Source organism: Telluria sp. AZSoR62 (assembly GCF_058111565.1).
This window is the reverse complement of sequence record NZ_JBYTST010000500.1, coordinates 1-246: the sequence shown is the minus strand read 5'-3', so window position 1 is coordinate 246 and position 246 is coordinate 1. Positions and strand designations below refer to the sequence as shown.

Below are 246 nucleotides of genomic sequence, written 5' to 3'. Positions count from 1 at the left end.
CGAACCCTGAAAGCGTGCCTAGCCCATAGCTCTATCGTTGCTGCCTGGTCACCCACAACGTCAGGGGCGACGATGCTCAACCCTGAAGGCCTCTCAGTGTGGAGGAGGACGGTTTCATAAGCAGCAAAGACTTTGTTCCAGTCAAGCGGCTCGCTCTTTTGGAATGCTGTAAATGCGCCAGAGTCAATGAAGACAAAGCCGCCGGCGTCTAGATGCCGTGGCAACACCAGTATCGCTTTAGACACG

The 246-nt window shown here is 54.9% G+C and carries 1 protein-coding gene; it reads right to left on the bottom strand.

Annotated elements, in window-relative coordinates; genetic code table 11:
• The coding region (locus tag AC3XQU_RS24525) for a hypothetical protein (protein ID WP_489876716.1) at positions 1 to 246 on the bottom strand (246 nt) is incomplete at both ends.